The following is a 17,802-nucleotide window of genomic DNA, read 5'->3' as shown; positions in this document are numbered from 1 at the left end:
GCGCTCAGGCCCCCTGCTTCTGCCGGTGGGTCCAGGGAGTCAGGACGTACTGGAGGGCGACGAGAGCCGCGTCCGCGACGAGCGCGAGGAGCAGGGTCAGAACGACGCCGACGATGACGGGGGTGGGGAAGTTGCGCTGGAACCCGTCCGTGAAGAGCTGCCCGAGCCCGCCGTCCCCGATGTACGTGGCCACGGAGACGAGGGAGATGGCCATCACCGTCGCGATCCGCACGCCCGCCATGATCACGGGGAGGGCGAGGGGGAGTTCGACGGTGAGCAGGGTGCGCAGCGGCCGGGCGCCCATGGCTTTCGCGGCCTCCTTCGTCCTGGCGGGGACGGAGTCCAGACCCTCGACGGTGTTCCGCAGGAGCACGACGAGCGTGTAGATCGTCAGGCCGATGACGGTGGTGGTGCGGGTGAGCCCGCTGACCGGCAGGAGGAGGACGAAGACGGCGATGGACGGGATGGTGAACAGGATGTTCGACAGCCCGAGGAGGAGTCCGCGCAGCCGGCGTACGCGGTGCGCGAGGACGGCCAGGGGGAGCGAGACGATCAGGCCGAGGAGTACGGCGGTGAGGGCGGCCTGGAGGTGGGAGAGGGCCAGGGTGGTGAGCTCGCCGGTGTGGTCGGATATCCACGACCAGTCGACGGTCACGCGGCCACCGTGCTCGCGTCGCTGTGGACGCGTCCCGCGTGGTCGTGGATGTCCTCGCGGGACGTCACACCGGTGAGGACGCCCTCGGCGTCGACGCGGGCGACCAGTGCGCTCGGCGCGGCGATCGACTCGTTGAGCGCCGACAGGAGCGAGTCCGTGTCCCGCAGCGGCCGGACCGGGGCTTCCGCCTCGGTCTCGGTGTCGCGCCAGGCCAGCGGCTTGCGTGCGGCGTCGAGGGTCAGCTGCCAGCGGGTGCCCTTGGGGGCGGGCTCCTGGGTGACCTCCGCCAGTGTGGTCAGGGACAGCAGCTTCAGGCCGCGCTCCGCGCCGAGGAAGTCCGCGACGAACGCGTCCGCGGGGCGGGCCAGCAGTTCGGCGGGGCCCGCGCACTGGACGAGGTGGCCACCGGTGCGGAAGACGGCTATGCGGTCGCCGAGCCGGACGGCCTCGTCTATGTCGTGCGTGACGAAGACGATGGTCTTGTTCAACTCCCTCTGGAGGCGCAGGAGCTCGTCCTGGAGCTGGGTGCGCACCACGGGGTCGACGGCACCGAACGGCTCGTCCATCAGGAGCACCGGCGGGTCCGCGGCGAGCGCGCGGGCCACACCGACCCGCTGCTGCTGGCCGCCGGAGAGCTGGTGCGGGTAGCGCTTCCCGGCGTCGGGGGAGAGGCCGACCGTCTCCAGGAGTTCCGCCGCCCGCGCCCGTGCCTTCCTGCGGCCCCAGCCGAGCAGCAGCGGCACGGTCGCGATGTTGTCGAGGACCGTGCGGTGGGGGAAGAGCCCGGACTGCTGGATCACGTAGCCGATGGAGCGGCGCAGCTCGGCGGCGTCCTGCTCCAGGACGTCCCTGCCGTTGACCCTGATCGTCCCGGAGGTCGGATCCACCATTCGGTTGATCATGCGGAGTGCCGTCGTCTTGCCGCAACCGGAAGATCCGACGAGGACGGTCACGCCTCCTTCCGGCATCTCCAGGGAGAGGTCGTGCACCGCGGTTGTGCCGTTCGGGAAGCGCTTGTTGACCGTATCGAATTGGATCATGTGGAGTCCCTTGCCCGGCTGCATATCATCATGCAGAGTTCTCGGTGTCTGAATAGATTGTCAATAGTCAGTCGCCGCTCAGGTGTAAATCCCTGATGACGAGTGGCCGTAGGGCAAGACCGCGCTTCCGGTTGAGGAGGAATTACGAGTGATGTCGTCTCATATCGCGGACAGGGTGACGGGCGACAGTGACTCGGTTGTCGTCCTGAACGGCCGCGGACTGATGGTTGCAGATGTCGTACGTATGGCCGAATCCACCGCAAAACCCGTGCCGGGCGCGGACGGGATGAAGCGGGTGGAGACCTCGTGGAACGCCGCTCGGGAAATCGCCTCGTGGGGTCGCGTCTACGGCCGATCCACCGGTGTGGGTGCCAACCGGAATGAGTCCGTGCCGACCGGGGCGGCCGCCGACCACGGCCTGCGCCTGCTGCGCAGCCACGCCGGAGCGATCGGCGAGGAGCTGCCCGCACGGCAGGTCCGCGCCATGCTGGCGGTCCGCGCCAACCAGCTGCTCGCGGGAGGCGCCGGCCTGCGCCCGACCGTCGTCACGGCGCTCTGCGAGGCCCTGGAGACGGGTGCCTACCCCAAGGTCAACGAATTCGGCTCGGTCGGCACCGGCGACATCGCCGCGCTCGCGCAGATGGGTCTCGCGCTGGCCGGCGAACACCCCTGGCGGGGGCCGGGGGCGGCCCCCGCCCCGCAGCCCCTCGACAACAACGACGCCCTGGCTCTGATCAGCAGCAACGCGCTGACCCTCGGTCAGTCCGCGCTCGCCCTGCACGAGCTGCGCGGCCTCATCGCGGCCACTCAGGTGGTGGCGGCGCTGTCCCTGATGGCGACCGACGGTTCGTACGAGGCGTACGCGCTGCCCGTGCACGAGGCGCGGCGGCACGCCGGTTCGTACGCGGTCGCGGAACGGATGCGGCAGCTGCTCGGCGCCCCCGACCGCCCCACGCCGCCGCTCGGCCGGATCCAGGACCCGTACGGCTTCCGCTGCGTGCCCCAGATCCACGGGCCCGCGCACGATGCGGCGGACGCCCTCGAAGACGTGCTCACGGTCGAGATCAACGCGGCGGCCGAGAACCCGCTGATCTCGGCGCAGGACATGGCCGCCTACCACCACGGGGGCTTCTACGTCGCTCAGCTCGCCCTGGCCCTGGACCACTTCAGGCTGGCGGTGACGCAGGTGGCGCGCCTGTCGACCTCGCGGCTGTCCACGCTGAACGAACCGGGCTTCACCCGGCTGCGGCCGTTCCTCGCGGACGGCGCACCGGCGTCGTCGGGCGTGATGATCCTCGAGTACGCGGCCGGGGCGGCGCTCGGCGATCTGCGGGCCTTCTCCGCGCCCGCGTCCCTCGGCCATGCGGTGCTCTCGCGCGGTGTCGAGGAGCAGGCCAGCTTCGCGTCGCTCGCGGCACGTCAGACGCTGCGGGCGTGCGAGGCGTACCGGCTCGTCGTGGGTTGTGAACTCGTGGCGGCCGTAAGGGCGTTGCGCCAGCGTGACATGCGGCTCGACCCGGGGCTGCCCGTCGGCCGGGCCTTCGGTCTGGCGGCCGCGGTGCTCGACGCGGATTCGGCCGACCGGCCGCTGACGGACGATGTGGCGGCGGCGGCCGGGCTGCTCGACCGGTTCACCGAGCTGTGGCTGGACCTCGGGCAGGGGAGCGGGGCGGCCTTCGACGACCAGGGCGTAGTGCGGCGGATGCCATGAGCGACAGCCCTGCGGCGTCGAGGACAGGGCCGTTGCGCGGGACCTGACGGCCGGTCCGCTGTACGACGACGTCTCCGGTCACGGGCGCCGGTGAGATTCACCAGTTCCCCTGGTCAGTGAATGAAAGCGTTTGCCCCGACGGGCGGTACGAGTCCGGCGGATTCCGGGCGGTCGGCCGGCAAGTCTTCCTCGACGGTCCCGAACGCGTAGTCAACACCGTTGCAAGTGAAGCGTGTTGAGGGCAGTCCGAACTATTTCGCAGGCGTGCAGGAGTCTTGTCAGCCCAACTGGAGCGGCTCTATGGTCTGCATCCAGAAAGCGCTTTCCGTTTTCAAGATCCTCGTTCCGGTGGAAGTGGCTGTCGTGGCCCCTGCCACGACATCACGCATGCGCCGCTACCGGTCCGGCGCCGGACCGGCGGCTTCGACGCCCCACCGGCACGACCGCGGCATGCACGACCAGCACCCGCAGTTCGAAGACGAATCGGGAGACGAAAATGAGACGACCAGTTGCACTGCGCCTCTCCGCGGCGGTGGCCACATTGGCCCTGGCGGCAGCGACAGGCGCGGTTCTGACGATGCCTGAGGCCTCGGCGGCGACCAGCGGCGCCACCGGCTACGCGACCCAGAACGGTGGGACGACCGGCGGTGCGGGCGGGGCGACGGTGCGGGCCACCACGGGGACGGCGATCCACGCCGCCCTGTGCGGCCGGGCCAGCAGCAGCACCCCGATCACCATCGAGGTCGAGGGGACCATCAACCACGCGAACACCACCAAGGTGTCGGGTGGCAGCTGCAACACCGCCGCCGGTGTGATCGAACTCAAGCAGATCAGCAACGTCACGCTCGTCGGTGTCGGCAACGGGGCCGTGTTCGACCAACTGGGCATCCACATACGCGAGTCCAGCAACATCATCATCCAGAACGTGACCGTCCGGAACGTCAAGAAGTCCGGCTCGCCCACGTCCAACGGCGGCGACGCCATCGGCATGGAGAGCAACGTCCGTAACGTCTGGGTCGATCATGCCAGCCTGGAGGCCTCGGGCGGGGAATCGGACGGGTTCGACGGCCTCATCGACATGAAGGCCAACACCCAGTACGTGACCCTGTCGTACAGCACCCTGCGCAACTCCGGCCGCGGCGGTCTGATCGGGTCCAGCGAGACCGAACTCTCCAACGGCTTCGTGACGTTCCACCACAACCTCTACGAGAACGTCGACTCCCGCACCCCGTTGCTGCGCGGCGGCATCTCCCACATCTACAACAACTACTACGTGAAGCTCAACAAGTCCGGCATCAACTCCCGGGCCGGGGCCCGCGCGAAGGTGGACAACAACTACTTCAAGGACTCCAAGGACGTCCTCGGTACCTTCTACACCGACGCGGCCGGATACTGGCAGGTCAGCGGCAACACCTTCGACAACGTGACGTGGTCCGCCCCCGGCAGCGATAACCACCCCGCCGGCCCCGGCCCGCAGTCCAACACCACGGTCAGCATCCCCTACTCCTACAGCCTCGACGACGCCGGCTGCGTGCCGGAAATCGTGACGCAGACCGCGGGCGCCAACAAGGGGCTGAAGGTCTCGGACGGCAACTGCTCGCCGCAGACGCCGACCCCGGACCCGACCGACCCCACGCCGGACCCCACCGACCCCACGCCCGACCCGACCCAGCCCAGTGGCACCAACCTCAGCATCGGCGCCGGTGCCGACGGCTCGGGCAAGGCCGCCGGGACGAGCTACGGCAACGTGCGCGACGGTGACATGAGCACCTACTGGTCGCCGGCCGGCCCGACCGGTTCCGTTTCGGTCAAGTGGCCCTCCGCCACCGCCGTCGCCGCGATCAGCATCCGGGAGGCGTCGGGAGCCGAGGGCGCCATCGGATCCTGGAGGGTCGTCAACGGCGACACCGGCACCGTGCTGACCTCCGGCAGCGGTGCGGGAGTCATCACCTTCCCCCGGACCTCCCTGCGCAAGATCACGTTCGAGATCACCGGCTCGAACGGCACCCCGAAGATCGCCGAGTACGAGACCTACGCCGGGTAGCGGCAACGGCGCCGCGCCCGCCACCGCTCGCACCCGGTGGCGGGAACGGCGCCACGCCCCGTCACCCGCTGAGCGCCCCCACCCCCGCGTCCTGATCGTGCAAGGGGCGAGTTCACGAGGGGTTACCGGCGGATCCCTGGACGCCTGCCGGTGCCGCTGTGGGTTCTGCGGCGGGAGAGCATTAGGTTGACCGGGAAGGGTCTCGGCAGCCGGACTCGTGATGGGGGCGAGCATGACCATGCTAAAAGGAACCAATGTTCCAGTGGCGGCACAGGCCGTGCGCGTCGAACTGGGGTGGCACACCGCCCCCGGAACACCGGACGTGGACGCCTCGGCGCTCCTTCTCCTCGGTTCGGGAAAAGTGCGCAGTGACGCGGACTTCGTCTTCTACAACCAGCCGGCCCACGCATCCGGTGCGGTGCGCCACGAGGGCAAGCGAGTCAACGGCGGCGCGGCCACCGACAGCCTGGCCGTCGATCTGGCACGGGTGGAGTCCGTCGTCGACCGCATCGTGGTGGCGGCCTCGGCGGACGGCGGCACGTTCGGCGGGGTGAAGGGGCTGTACGTACGGATCACGGACACGGCGAACGGCTCCGAACTGGCCCGGTTCGACAGCGCCGACGCCACGGTCGAGACCGCGTTCATCCTCGGTGAGCTCTACCGGCGCCAGGGCTCCTGGAAGTTCCGGGCCGTGGGCCAGGGATACGGGACCGGGCTCGAGGGCCTGGCCACGGACTTCGGGATTTCCGTCGACGAGCCGCAGCAGCCGCAGCAGCCGCAGCAGCCGCAAAGGGCCCCTCAGCCCCCATCGCCTCCGCAACCCCAACAGCCCAACCCGGCGACCCGGGTCGCCTCCATGCCGCCGCCGCAGCCGCCGCAGTACCCCCAGCCGGCCGCCGCCGCCCCGATGACGCCTCCCGCCCCTCCCGCACCCCCCGCGCCGCCCGTCACCCAGCCCGTCCGGCTGACCAAGGTGACGCTCACCAAGGAAGCGCCGTCGGTCTCGCTCGCGAAGCAGGGCGGCACTTCGGGTTCCATGCGCGTCAATCTCAACTGGGAAGTGCGCAAGCAGTTCAAGGGGTGGGGCAGCAAACTCGGCCGGGCCGTCGCGAACCACGCGGATCTCGACCTCGATCTCTGCGCCCTGTACGAGCTGACCGACGGACGCAAGGGAGTGGTCCAGGCGCTGGGCAACGCCTTCGGCGCCCTCCAGCAGCCGCCCTACATCCACCTCGACGGTGACGACCGGACCGGCGCCGTCGCCTCCGGCGAGAACCTGACCATCAACCTCGACCAGAAGGCCAGGATCCGGCGGATCCTGATCTTCGTCACCATCTACGAAGGGGCCCGGAGTTTCGCCGATCTGCACGCCACGGTGACCCTTCAGCCCCAGCACGGCGCCGCGATCGATTTCTCGCTCGACGAGTGCACCGTCCCGTCCACGGTCTGCGCACTCGCCCTCATCAGCAACAACGGGGGCGACTTCACCGTGCAGCGAGAGGCCCGCTACCTCGTGCCGCCGCGCGGAGTCAGCCCGCAGCGCACCATCGACCAGGCCTACGGCTGGGGTATGAACTGGACCCCCGGCCGCAAGTGAGCCCTGCCGTTCACTGGTCCGGTGCGGCCTCGGGACGGGCGTACGTACGCCCCTTCCATGCCGCACCGCGGCCCCGGTAGTGCTGCACCGCCGAATCGACCGTCATCAGCAGGTACAGCAGCGCGGTGAACGGCAGCAGCGGCGCCAGCCACAGGGACTGCCGGTAGTAACCGAGCATCGGCATGTACGTGCCGGCCATCACGACCCAGGCGACGCCCCCCGTCCAGGCCGCCACGGAATCGGGGGCCAGCAGTCCCGCCACGAGCGTCACGGGCGGCGCGAGGTAGACGAGCGCGAGCCCCAGCACCGTGCCGAGCAGCACCAGCGGGTTGTGCCGCAGCTGGGCGTACGCGCTCCGGGAGATCATCCGCCACAGGTCGGCCAGGCAGGGATACGGGCGCACACTGTCCACCCGGTCCGCGAGCCCCAGCCAGATCCTGCCGCCGCTGCCCTGCACCGCACGGGCCAGCGACACATCGTCGATCACCGCCTGCCGGATCGACTCCGGCACCCGCGCCCGTACCGCGGCCTCGGTCCGCAGCAGTACGCAGCCGCCCGCGGCCGCGGCCGTCCGCGCCCCCGCCCGGTTCACCCACCGGAACGGGTAGAGCTGCGAGAAGAAGTACACGAAGGCCGGTACGACGAGCCGTTCCCAGGCGCTCTCCACCCGCAGCCGCGCCATCTGCGAGACCAGATCGAAGCCGCCCGACCCGGCGGCCGCCACCAGCTCCCGCAGACTGTCCGGCTCGTGCGCGATATCGGCGTCCGTGAGCAGCAGATACTCCGGATTCCGGGCCCGTGCCAGCGCCATCCCGTGCCGTACGGCCCAGAGCTTGCCCGTCCAGCCGGGCTGGGGCTCCCCGGGCGACACCACGGTCACCGGCAGTCCTCCGTGCCGTACGGCCAGTGCTCGGGCGACGTCCCCGGTGCCGTCCTTGCTGCAGTCGTCGACCAGGAAGATCTCGGCCGGTCCCGGATAGTCCTGCGCCAGCAGCGAGGGCAGGCTCACCGGAAGCATGTCGGCCTCGTCACGTGCGGGGACGACGATCGCGACGGACGGCCAGTGCGCGGGGTCCGCGCGTTCCGGCAGCCGCTGGTCCGTCCGCCAGAAGTAGCCCTGCCCCAGCAGCAGCCACACCCACGCGGCGAGGGAACCCACGGCGATCCAGACAATGGCGCTCATTGGCCGAAGTCTGCCCCACTGAGCCGGGACCGCAAGGGCTGTCGACTATGGTGACTGGGTGAAGATCGCGCTCATGGACTCCGGAATCGGCCTGCTCGCCGCCGCCGCCGCAGTACGCCGGCTGAGGCCGGACGCCGATCTGGTGCTCTCCTCGGACCCCGGCACCATGCCCTGGGGGCCCCGCACCCCCGAGGACATGACGGAGCACGCGCTCGCGGTGGCGCGCGCCGCCGCCGCCCACCGTCCCGACGCGCTGATCGTCGCCTGCAACACCGCTTCCGTGCACGCGCTGGCGGCGCTGCGGGCCGAGCTCGAACCCGCCCTGCCGGTCATCGGCACGGTCCCCGCGATCAAGCCCGCCGCGGCCGGCGGCGGCCGTGTCGCGATCTGGGCCACCCCGTCGACCACGGGCAGTCCGTACCAGCGCCGGCTCATCAGGGACTTCGCCGGGGACGCGGTCATCACCGAGGTCCCCTGCCCGGGGCTCGCCGACGCCGTGGAGTACGCCGACGAACAGGGGATCGACCGGGCCCTGGCCGCGGCCGCCGCGCTCACCCCGCCCGACGTCCAGGCCGTCGTGCTGGGCTGCACCCACTACGAGCTGGTCGCCGAGCGCATCCGTGACGCGGTGCGGCAGCCCGGCCGGCCCCCCGTGGTCCTGCACGGCTCCGCCGGAGCCGTCGCGGCCCAGGCACTGCGCCGGATCGGGGCCGAACCCGCTCCGTCGGCCGAACCGGGCACCGGACTCGCCGTGCTCCTCGGCGGCCGGGTGTCGGAGTTGCCGGAAGCCGCTCTGGCCTACCCGGAGGGGCGTCGGCTCACGGCGGTCAGCCCCGCCCGCTGACCGTCCGGCGACCCGGCCGGAGCTGTCGGACCCGTTCCCCCGCGCGGTTTCTTCAGTACGCTGCTTGGCATGAGGGACCATCCCCGAGAACCGAGGCACACCGGTGCCGACTCCCACTCGGCGGTCTGGACCGGCCGGGCCACCAACCACACCCAGTGGGTGCTCGCCGCGGCGGGCGCCGCCTGTCTGGCGCTGGGCATCCAGCTCGCCGTCAGCTCCACCTGGACCTCCGGCATCGCACCGCTGCTGATGTCGGTGATCGGCTGCATGGCGGCCGGACTGCTGATGCTCTTCGGCACGCTCGCCTTCGTGAACGTGGCCGTCCGGGTCGACGGCGACGCCCTCGAAGTGCGGTGCGGCCACATAGGTCTGCCGCGCCGCCGGATCCTGCTCACCCATGTGGTGGGCGCGGAGTTCGCACCCCGGGTCACGCCGCGCCAGTGGGGCGGCTGGGGCTACCGCTGGCGCCCCGAGCAGGGCACCGCCGTGGTCGTGCGACGGGGCGAGGGCCTGGTGCTCCGGCTCGGCGACGGCAGGACGTTCACGGTGACGGTGGACGACGCGGAGGCGGGCGTCCGTTTCATCCGTGAGCGGCTGCACCTGCCGGCCACCGGCGCCCCGGCCGGAGCCTGACACACCGCACCGACGCACCGGCCGGAGCCCTCGGGCGCCGCACTGACGCCCCGGCCGCCGGCCGGGGCATCAGGCACCGTCCCCGCCCCGCGGCAACCGCTCCGTCCCGATGTCGCGAGCCGGTCCGCCGTCCCCGATCGGCCGCCTGGCGGACGCCAGACCGGCCAGCAGACCGGCCCCGGCCGTCACCGGCGTGAAGCTCAGCGCGTTGCCGACACCCGCCAGCGCGGCCAGAGCGGTGAGCGCGGCACCGGCGGTCAGGACCACCGGGGTGCCGCGCGGCGAGCGCCACAGCACGTACAGCAGCCAGCCGAACGCGGCCCCCAGCAGCAGTACCCCCACCACCCCCTGCTCGGCCGCCTGCTGCAGCGGCGCCGAGTGCGGCTTGCCGTCGGAGCGGAGCGACTCCTGTGCGGTGGGGCTCAGCTCGGCGAAGCGGTCGGGGCCGATGCCGCGTAGCGGGTGCTGCCCGGCCAGGTGCGCGGCGTCCTGCCAGAGCTGCACCCGGTTGCGGGTGAGCTGGCCCTCCAGGGAGACCGTGAGCCCGTCGGGCAGCACGTCCTCGGCCACCGCCCACGAGATGCCGGCCACCAGGCCGGCGGCCAGGGCGAGACCGGCGAGAGCGGGCAGCCGGCGGCGCATCCTGGCCGAGGCCAGTGAGCAGAGCAGCACCCCGAGCGCAGCCGCGCACCCCGCCACCGAGCCGAGCCCGAGGGAGGCGCAGGCCGCCCCCAGGGCCAGCAGCCGCAGGGTGAACCGCAGGGACTCCCGGCGGGCCGCGGCCGCCGCGCAGCAGGCGGCTCCGGCCGCGAGTACCAGCAGCCCGGCGGCCGCCCCGGTGTAACCGGGCGCGGTGTCCATCGCGGCCGTGGCTCCGGGCATCCCGTCGCGCCAGACGAGTGCCATGACGAGAGCGGCCAGTGCGGCGGCCGTCGCGGTGGCCACCGGCAGCAGCGTTCCGCAGATGCGCCCGCAGGTGAAGCCCGCCGCCACGGCGAGGAGAGCCAGCAGCACCCCCTCCGGCCGGGTCTCCCGGCCGGCCGCGCTGATCAGGGACCAGATCGCGCAGGCGGCGAGAATCACCGCTCCGGCAGCGTCGCCGCCCGCCGGCCCTCGTTCCGCGGATGAAGTCATCACGTCCGCCCCCCGGCCTGTGACGGTCCCGTGCGCGACCGGCCGGATCCGGCTGGTCAGCGGGGGACTGGCGCACAGATTAACGGCCCCGGCGGGCATATGTGCAGAAGATGCGAAGAAACGATCCGGCGGTACGGATTCCACCACCCGGGCGGTGCTGCCGGGCGCACAGCCGATCACCGTAGACTCCGCCTGGTGAGCACCACCATCGCCCCGGTCGGCGACCCGCAGCAGCCCGTCTCCCTGCCCCGAGCCAGGCGCCTGCTGCCTCGGCTCGTCCGCCCCTGCGCAGCCGTGCTCTCCGGGCTGATGCTGTACGCGAGCTTCCCGCCCCGGCCCCTGTGGTGGCTGGTTCTGCCCGGTTTCGCGCTGCTCGGCTGGGTGCTTTTCGAGCGCAGGTTCCGTGCCGCGTTCGGGCTCGGTCTGCTCGCCGGTCTCGGCTTCATGCTGCCGTTGCTGCACTGGACCGGAGAAGAGGTCGGCCCGGTGCCGTGGCTGGCCCTGGCCGCCGCCGAGGCACTGTTCGTCGCGGTGGGCTGCATCGGCATCTCCGCCGTGTCCCGGCTCGCCGGCTGGCCGTTCTGGGCGGCCGCGGTCTGGGCCCTGGACGAGGCGGTACGGGCCAGGGTGCCGTTCGGCGGCTTCCCCTGGGGCCGGATCGCCTTCGGCCAGGCGGACAGCGTGTTCCTGCCGCTCGCGGCGCTCGGCGGCACACCGCTGCTCTCCTTCGCCGTGGTGCTGTGCGGCTTCGGGCTCTTCGAGGCGGTCCGCCGGTTCCGTGTCCGCCGCTCCACGGGCGAGCTGCCCCGGCTGGCCGCCGCGGTGACCGCGGCGGCCGTACTGGTACCGGTCGTCGCGGCCCTCGCGTCGCTGCCGCTGGTGGACGACTCCGCCGAGGACGGCACCGCGACCGTCGCCGCGGTCCAGGGCAACGTGCCGCGGCTCGGCCTCGACTTCAACTCCCAGCGCCGGGCCGTCCTGGACAACCACGCGAACCGTACGCAGCAGCTCGCCAGGGACGTGAAGGCGGGCAAGGTGCCGCAGCCCGACTTCGTCCTGTGGCCGGAGAACTCCTCCGACCTCGACCCCTACCGCAACGCCGACGCGAGGATCGTGATCGACGACGCGGTGAAGGCGATCGGAGTGCCGACCGTCGTCGGCGCGGTCGTCGAGCCCGACACCGGCGACCTGCGCAACACCCTCATCCAGTGGGACCCGGACAAGGGCCCGGTGGCCACGTACGACAAGCGCCATATCCAGCCGTTCGGCGAGTACATGCCGATGCGTTCCTTCGTGCGCCTGTTCAGCTCGGACGTGGACCGGGTGCAGCGCGACTTCGGACCGGGCAAGAAGGTCGGTGTCTTCGACCTCTCCGGCACCTACGTCGGGCTCGTCACCTGCTACGAGGCCGCGTTCGACGACGCCGTGCGCGACACGGTCGAGCACGGGGCCCAGCTGATCGCCGTCCCCAGCAACAACGCCACCTTCGGCCGCAGCGAGATGACCTACCAGCAGCTGGCCATGTCCCGGGTGCGCGCGGTGGAGCACAGCCGGTCCGTCGTCGTCCCGGTCACCAGCGGTGTCAGCGCCGTCATCCGCCCGGACGGCACCGTCGTCCAGAAGACGAAGATGTTCACCCCGGACGCGCTGGTGGACGAGGTGCCGCTGCGGTCCTCGCTGACCCCCGCGACCCGGATGGGACCGCTGCCCGAAGGGGTACTGTCCCTGCTCGCGGTCGTCGGCCTGGGCTGGGTGGTCACTCGGGCGGTGCGGGTGCGACGCGGCCGCTGAGCGGCTCCGCACGCCACGTAGGGTCGGGCCCATGGCAATTCCTGACTTCATCCGCGAGATCCGCGCCACGGCGGGTCAACAGCTGCTCCTGCTGCCCGGCGTCACCGCCATCGTCTTCGACGACGAGGGCAGAGTGCTGCTCGGACGGCGTGCGGACACCGGTAAATGGGCGGTCATCGGGGGCATTTCCGAGCCGGGCGAGCAGCCGGCTGCGACAGCGGAGCGCGAGGTGTACGAGGAGACGGCGGTGCACTGCGTGGCGGAACGCGTGGTGCTGACCCAGGCACTGCCGCCCGTACAGTACGAGAACGGCGACCGGTGCCAGTACCTGGACGTCACCTTCCGCTGCCGGGCCACCGGCGGCGAGGCCCGGGTCAACGACGACGAGTCGCTGGAGGTGGGCTGGTTCGGAGTCGACGCGCTGCCGCCGCTGGAGGAGTTCGCGCTCCTGCGCATCAAGCAGTCGATGACGGACGGACCCACCTGGTTCGAGGCCACCGACTCGCGCTGAACATGACGGACCGGGCGGGCGGGGCCGCGAGCGGCCTGCGCCCCGGTCCGGAACCCCGGCCGGATCAGCGGGGTTGCCGCTCAGCGCGTGGACCCCGGTTGTCCGGGCGGGAGTTGTGGTCCGGAGTGTACGGATGTGGCACAGTCGGGCCGTGGACGGACTGAGGCCCCAGGACCCCGCGCGCATAGGCGCCTACCAGCTGCTCGCCCGTCTCGGCGCGGGCGGGATGGGGCAGGTGTACCTGGGCCGCTCGCCCGGTGGACGGCTGGTGGCCGTCAAGGTCATCCGCGACGAGATCAGTGACCACCCGGACGCCCTGGCCCGGTTCCGGCGCGAGGCCGCGACTGTGGAGACCGTGCGCAGCGCGTACACCGCCCAGTTGATCGAGGCGTCGCTCGACACGTCCCCCTACTGGCTGGCCACCGAGTACGTGGCGGGGCCCACGCTGCGCGGCGCCGTCGGCGCGAGCGGCCCCTTCCCGCCGGACAGCGCCCTGCGGCTGCTGGCCGCGCTCGCCGAGGGACTGGCCGCGGTCCACGTGCACGGAGTCACGCACCGGGACCTGAAACCGCACAACGTCATCCTCTCGCCGCAGGGACCGCAGCTGATCGACTTCGGGATCGCGCGAGGGCTCGAACAGTCGGTCCTCACCCGCGACGGGATGGCGTCGGGGACGCCCGGCTACACGGCCCCCGAGGTCCTGCTGCGCAACGAGGCGGGCCCGGCGGCGGACGTCTTCGCTCTGGGCGCGACGCTCGCGTACACGGCGACGGGCCGGCCTCCGTACGGCACGGGCGACGCGTCGTCGGTCGGTTACCGGACCGTGTACGAGGAGATCGACCTGGCGGGAGTGCGGACGGACCTGGCCGCGCTCATCCGGATGTGCGTCGACAAGGATCCGGCGGAGCGGCCCAAGCCGGCCGCCGTGATCGCGCTGTGCGGGGTGGACTCGCCGCTGGCGTCGGACGCCCACTACCACGCGCTGGTACGCGCCGCCGGCTCCGGCCTCGTACCAGGGGACTTGAACCCGCCCCCCGCGCCGTCCGGTGCACACCCGGAGCCGGAAACGGTGCCGGCCCCGCAGACCGCCGCCGCGACCAGGCGGGCGGAGTCCGAGCCGGCCGATCAGCCGGTGGAGAGGCCCGCGACGGCCTCCCCCGCGCAGCCGCCAGGGGCCACCCCGTACGCCGGCCGGGACCAGCCGCGGCGCCCACGGCGGGGAAGGACCTGGCTCGCCGTGTGCGCGGTGGCGCTGGCAGTGCCGTTGACCGTCTGGCTGCTCCCGGAGAAGGACGGCAAGGGCAGCACCGACGCGGCGCCCGGGTCCGGGGCCACCGCGTCCGGCCGTCCGGCCGCGAGCCGTTCGGCGACCGCGGACTCCGCGGACCGCCCGCCGGACCACATCGTGAACGACCGCGTCTCGCAGGACCGCTGGACCCTGTCGGACGATCCGGAGCAGGCCGCTCTGGGCAGCGGCGGCTGCGATCCGGACAGCATTCCCGAGTCGTTTCCGCCGTCGGGGCTGATCTCCTCCGTCTCGCACACCACCGGCTCCGGCACCGCCGGGGTGTCGATGCGGTTCGAGCACGCGGGGGAGGGGAAGAGGCCCGCCCCCTACTACGTCTCCGTGGGGGTGCGGCCCCCGCACGAGACCGACCGCGCCACCGGACGGCCGCTCCGGTCCGAGTCCAAGGGCATCGGTTTCACCAGCAGGCCCGTCGACATCTACTCCCGCTGGTCCTCCGGCGGAGCCGTCAAGCTCAAGTACCCCGACGACTTCCGGGCCCACTTCGGCAAGAAGACCCTCGACGCGATCCCGGTGGGGGACGACCGGGGCGACTGGACCGTGGTGATCTACCACGTAGAGGGCGGGCCCACGAAGTACACCTCCGTCGTGTGCAACGGCTTCCACGGCTGACACAACAGCTTCCTCACACCCCTGTACGGGGTCACCCGCCTCGTATAGCGTCGCCGTGACGTTTGGCATTGAAACGATTCATGCGCTCGTCCCTCAGTGAGGCGCGTCTACGGAAGGACGTCGAAACGTGACGAGTGTGGGCAAGAGGAAGCCGGGGCCGAAGCGGCGCACCGTACTCGAAGCGGGCGTCGGCGGCGCGGCGTCGCTCGCGGTCGGACTGCCGCTCGTCGCAGGCGGTACGGCGGCCGCCGCCGGGGCCGCGCCGGAGCCCGGGGACTCGTGGCACCGCTACGTCCAGGGGCCGTCGCACCGGACCGTGCGGCCGGTGGGGATCGTCCGGACGGCGGGGGACGTGACCGGACCCGAGGCGCTGCTCGCACCCGGAGGCGGGGCCACCGTACTGCGGCGCGCCCAGCCACCCGCCGCGCCCCGCTGGCCGCAGGGCACCACGGCCGAGGCGTCGTCCACGCACGCGGGCAACAACGGGAGCGACGGCCGCCCGCGCACCTACGCCGCGGACAACGCCATCGACGGCGACCCCGACACCTTCTGGAACGACGACACCGAGGGCACCTTCCCCGACACGCTGACCATCACCCTGCCCGGGGAACAGCGGCTGCCCGGTGTGACGGTGCTGTCCAACGCCGACGGCGTACCCGCCGACTTCACCGTCGAGGTCTGGGCGGACGCCGCCTGGCGGACCGTCGGCACGGTCACCGGAAACACCGACGTACAGCGCGCCGTGCGCTTCGACCCGCCGGTCGCGACGGACCGGGTACGCATCGCCGTCACGGCCGATCAGGACGCCGGGCAGGGGGTGTTCACCCGTGTCAACGAGGTCTGGCCGGACGCGGTGGCCCCGGTCACCCCTCCCAGCGTGACCATCGACTTCGGCAAGGTCGTCGTGGGCTACCCGGAGGTGGACTTCACCCGGGCCTCGGACAACAGCCCCGGGGTGCGCCTGGCGTTCTCCGAGACGCTCCAGTACCTCACCGAACGCTCCGACTTCACCCGTAGCGACCAGGCGGGCGGTGCGGGCCGGGGCACCGACCAGTACGCCGTACCGGCCGGCGGTGCCAGGTGGAAGGACGCCAAGGGCTTCGGCTCGGGCGGCGACAAGCTGTACGCCGACGGGCTGCACGGCTTCCGCTATCTGAAGATCACGCTGGACGCGCTGCCGTCCGACGCGCCGGCCGCCCAGCCATGGGGCGAAGTCGCCATCGACGCCGTGTCGTTGGACTTCACCGCCTACCTCGGCACGCCGGATTCCTACCGGGGCTGGTTCCTCTGCTCGGACGAGGAACTGAACCGCTACTGGTACGGCGCCTCGTACACCAACGAACTCGTCGTCGACACCTTCCGCCGCGACGATGTGGACCCGCGCAACGCCTTCAGCCCGTCACTGGACGGAAAGCTGGTGCTGCACGACGGCCCCAAGCGGGACCGGGACCCCTACGTGGGGGACGTGGCGGTGGCGGGGCGGACCCTCTACCTCACCCATGACGACGCGGCCGAGGCCGCCCGCAACGTGCTGGCCGACCTCGCCGACCACCAGCGCGACGACGGGTGGATCCCACCGGCGTCCATCAACGACTACACCCTCCCGCTGTTCGACTACCCGCTCTGGTGGGTGACGTGCAGCTGGGACTACGTGCTGTACACCGGCGACCAGGACTACGCCGCGCGCTACTACCCGCAGTTGGTGAAGGTGCTCGACACCTGGTACCCGAGCGTGACGGACGGGGCGGGGCTGCTCAGCAAGGGGCTGAACGGTACGTCCGGCTACGGCGACTACGCGTTCCTCGGCCGCACCGGCCGCGTCACCTACTACAACGCCAACTACGTGCAGGCGCTGCGCGACGCGGCACGTATCGCCGGGCTCCTGGGCCACGACACGGACGCACAGCGCTGGTCACAGCGGGCGGACAAGGTGGCCGGGGCCATCAACGACCACCTGTGGGACCCGGCGGCAGGCGCCTACCTGGACTCCGCCACCGGCCCCGTCAGGCACGCCCAGGACGGCAACGCCATCGCCATCACCGCGGGCGTCGCCGACGCGGAGCGGGCGGCCTCGGCGCTGGCCCACCTCGACGCGACGACGAAGCTCAGGTACGGCAACGCCTTCATGGACAACGACACACTGTTCGGCGGCGCCTCCCAGCGGGTGTACGCCTTCACGTCCTATCCGGAGCTGGTGGCGCGCTTCGAGTCCGGCCGGCCGGACTCGGCGATCGACCAGATCAGACGGACCTACGGCTGGATGGACAGTCACGACCCCGGCATCACCCAGTGGGAGGGCATAGGCCCCAACGGCTCGCTGTACGAACAGGGTTACACGAGCATGGCGCACGGCTGGTCGACGGGCGTGCTGCCCGCACTCACCCACCAACTGCTCGGCGCGAAGCCGACGTCGCCCGGCTACGCCACCTGGGAGGTGCGGCCGAACCCCGGTGAGGTCCGCTGGGCACAGGGCCGGCTCCCCACGCCGCACGGGCCGCTCGGCGTGGAGTGGAACCGGGACGGTGCGGCCTTCTCCCTGACCGTGCGGGTCCCGCGCGGTACGCGCGGCTCGGTGGCCCTGCCCACGGACGGCCGGCGCGTCACGGTGCGCTCCGGGCGTCGGACCCTGTGGAAGGACGGCCGGGCGTACGGCTCCGGCGTGCACGGCGACCCCCGGCGTGTGACGGTCACCGGCCTCACCCACGGCACGCATCACCTCACCCTCGTACACGGACACTGAG

General features: G+C 71.9%; 13 protein-coding genes. 9 read left to right on the top strand and 4 right to left on the bottom strand.

The genetic code is table 11. The annotated features are described in order from the left end of the window. Nucleotides 1–4: 4 nt before the first annotated feature. Together ACZ6S6_RS24055 and ACZ6S6_RS24050 are read right to left on the bottom strand one after the other, a co-directional pair. On the bottom strand, nucleotides 5–655 hold the full coding sequence (locus tag ACZ6S6_RS24055; RefSeq protein ID WP_362964422.1) for an ABC transporter permease: 651 nt from the start codon (nucleotides 653–655) through the stop codon (nucleotides 5–7). Further along, nucleotides 652–1,719, bottom strand: coding sequence for an ABC transporter ATP-binding protein (locus tag ACZ6S6_RS24050; protein ID WP_362964420.1), 1,068 nt, complete (start codon nucleotides 1,717–1,719; stop codon nucleotides 652–654). The genes ACZ6S6_RS24055 and ACZ6S6_RS24050 overlap by 4 nt, the downstream gene beginning before the upstream one ends. 127 nt (nucleotides 1,720–1,846) lie before the next feature. Between ACZ6S6_RS24050 and ACZ6S6_RS24045 the strand changes: the two genes are divergently transcribed. From ACZ6S6_RS24045 to ACZ6S6_RS24035, 3 genes are all read left to right on the top strand, one after another. Then, nucleotides 1,847–3,406: an aromatic amino acid ammonia-lyase gene (locus ACZ6S6_RS24045; RefSeq protein ID WP_469706880.1), complete on the top strand. Its 1,560-nt coding sequence runs from the start codon at nucleotides 1,847–1,849 to the stop codon at nucleotides 3,404–3,406. A gap of 496 nt (nucleotides 3,407–3,902) precedes the next feature. After that, a complete protein-coding gene (locus ACZ6S6_RS24040) occupies nucleotides 3,903–5,450 on the top strand; it encodes a pectate lyase family protein (RefSeq protein WP_469706879.1) in 1,548 nt (515 codons plus the stop codon). Between the two features lie 220 nt (nucleotides 5,451–5,670). After that, nucleotides 5,671–7,047, top strand: coding sequence for a TerD family protein (locus ACZ6S6_RS24035; protein ID WP_469706878.1), 1,377 nt, complete (start codon nucleotides 5,671–5,673; stop codon nucleotides 7,045–7,047). Nucleotides 7,048–7,057: 10 nt separating this feature from the next. Here ACZ6S6_RS24035 and ACZ6S6_RS24030 read toward each other — a convergent pair whose 3' ends face one another. Further along, nucleotides 7,058–8,230 (bottom strand): glycosyltransferase, encoded by a 1,173-nt coding sequence (locus ACZ6S6_RS24030; protein WP_362964412.1) that lies wholly within the window; start codon nucleotides 8,228–8,230, stop codon nucleotides 7,058–7,060. A gap of 58 nt (nucleotides 8,231–8,288) precedes the next feature. On the opposite strand from ACZ6S6_RS24030, the gene ACZ6S6_RS24025 reads away from it, so the two are divergent. Both ACZ6S6_RS24025 and ACZ6S6_RS24020 read left to right on the top strand, forming a co-directional pair. Further along, a complete protein-coding gene (locus tag ACZ6S6_RS24025; protein WP_362964410.1) occupies nucleotides 8,289–9,074 on the top strand; it encodes a glutamate racemase in 786 nt (261 codons plus the stop codon). A gap of 69 nt (nucleotides 9,075–9,143) precedes the next feature. Further along, complete coding sequence (locus ACZ6S6_RS24020; RefSeq protein ID WP_362964408.1) at nucleotides 9,144–9,707, top strand: hypothetical protein; 564 nt, start codon at nucleotides 9,144–9,146, stop codon at nucleotides 9,705–9,707. Nucleotides 9,708–9,776: 69 nt separating this feature from the next. Here the strand turns inward: ACZ6S6_RS24020 and ACZ6S6_RS24015 are convergent, their stop codons facing one another. Next, on the bottom strand, nucleotides 9,777–10,841 hold the full coding sequence (locus ACZ6S6_RS24015) for an O-antigen ligase family protein (protein ID WP_469706877.1): 1,065 nt from the start codon (nucleotides 10,839–10,841) through the stop codon (nucleotides 9,777–9,779). A 195-nt stretch (nucleotides 10,842–11,036) separates the two neighbouring features. On the opposite strand from ACZ6S6_RS24015, the gene lnt reads away from it, so the two are divergent. The 4 genes from lnt (at nucleotide 11,037) to ACZ6S6_RS23995 (ending at nucleotide 17,801) form a co-directional block, all read left to right on the top strand. After that, nucleotides 11,037–12,632 carry an apolipoprotein N-acyltransferase gene (lnt, locus tag ACZ6S6_RS24010; protein WP_469706876.1) on the top strand — a complete coding sequence of 532 codons (1,596 nt, stop codon included), beginning with the start codon at nucleotides 11,037–11,039 and terminating at the stop codon, nucleotides 12,630–12,632. A 31-nt stretch (nucleotides 12,633–12,663) separates the two neighbouring features. Next, nucleotides 12,664–13,143, top strand: a complete 480-nt coding sequence (locus ACZ6S6_RS24005; protein WP_362958858.1) for an NUDIX hydrolase — start codon at nucleotides 12,664–12,666, stop codon at nucleotides 13,141–13,143. 151 nt (nucleotides 13,144–13,294) lie between these two features. Continuing rightward, nucleotides 13,295–15,061, top strand: coding sequence for a serine/threonine protein kinase (locus ACZ6S6_RS24000; RefSeq protein ID WP_469706875.1), 1,767 nt, complete (start codon nucleotides 13,295–13,297; stop codon nucleotides 15,059–15,061). 127 nt (nucleotides 15,062–15,188) lie between these two features. Continuing rightward, entirely contained in the window at nucleotides 15,189–17,801 is a 2,613-nt protein-coding gene (locus ACZ6S6_RS23995; RefSeq protein ID WP_469706874.1) for an alpha-L-rhamnosidase-related protein, read from the top strand. The last annotated feature ends 1 nt before the right edge of the window (nucleotide 17,802 follow it).

The organism is Streptomyces sp. NPDC048671 (assembly GCF_055587045.1).
This window is presented reverse-complemented; position numbering and strand designations above follow the sequence as displayed.

What these genes read in the sequence shown, in the direction of transcription:
- ACZ6S6_RS24030 (WP_362964412.1), bottom strand. Translation starts at nt 8,230, where the DNA reads ATGAGCGCCATTGTCTGGATCGCCGTGGGTTCCCTCGCCGCGTGGGTG.
- ACZ6S6_RS24005 (WP_362958858.1), top strand. Translation starts at nt 12,664, where the DNA reads ATGGCAATTCCTGACTTCATCCGCGAGATCCGCGCCACGGCGGGTCAA.
- ACZ6S6_RS24020 (WP_362964408.1), top strand. Translation starts at nt 9,144, where the DNA reads ATGAGGGACCATCCCCGAGAACCGAGGCACACCGGTGCCGACTCCCAC.
- ACZ6S6_RS24040 (WP_469706879.1), top strand. Translation starts at nt 3,903, where the DNA reads ATGAGACGACCAGTTGCACTGCGCCTCTCCGCGGCGGTGGCCACATTG.
- ACZ6S6_RS24045 (WP_469706880.1), top strand. Translation starts at nt 1,847, where the DNA reads ATGTCGTCTCATATCGCGGACAGGGTGACGGGCGACAGTGACTCGGTT.
- ACZ6S6_RS24035 (WP_469706878.1), top strand. Translation starts at nt 5,671, where the DNA reads ATGGGGGCGAGCATGACCATGCTAAAAGGAACCAATGTTCCAGTGGCG.
- ACZ6S6_RS24015 (WP_469706877.1), bottom strand. Translation starts at nt 10,841, where the DNA reads ATGACTTCATCCGCGGAACGAGGGCCGGCGGGCGGCGACGCTGCCGGA.
- ACZ6S6_RS24050 (WP_362964420.1), bottom strand. Translation starts at nt 1,719, where the DNA reads ATGCAGCCGGGCAAGGGACTCCACATGATCCAATTCGATACGGTCAAC.